Origin of the sequence: Burkholderia sp. GbtcB21 (assembly GCF_019091065.1) — a bacterium.
In the GTDB taxonomy this organism is placed as follows: domain Bacteria; phylum Pseudomonadota; class Gammaproteobacteria; order Burkholderiales; family Burkholderiaceae; genus Burkholderia; species Burkholderia pyrrocinia_C.
In genome coordinates, this window is sequence record NZ_JAGXKA010000241.1 from 1 (window position 1) to 271 (window position 271).

The 271-nt window shown below is 68.3% G+C and carries 1 protein-coding gene; it reads right to left on the reverse strand.

Annotated elements, in window-relative coordinates; genetic code table 11:
• Window positions 1-271: hypothetical protein (locus KVT39_RS38830; protein ID WP_217591475.1), on the reverse strand; the 271-nt coding region annotated here is incomplete at both ends.

Below are 271 nucleotides of genomic sequence, written 5' to 3' on the forward strand. Positions count from 1 at the left end.
GGGCCACCGCACGGTTGGAGTTCTGCGACACCGCCAGCTCCAGCGTGTACGGGGTGGCACCTTGGTGCTGGGTGCGCGTCAGGTTGCCTGCCATGTCGTACGTGAAGGTGCGCGTGTAGTTGACCAGCGTGCCCGGGTCGCCGGCAGGCGGCAGCGCCGCGCCCTCACGCTCGGCATTCGCCTGTTCGCGCCCCGTGGCCTGCACCAGCTGGTACAGCCAGTCGTACTGGTACGTGCGTACCGCGGCCACCCGCTGGTTGCGGAAGTATTT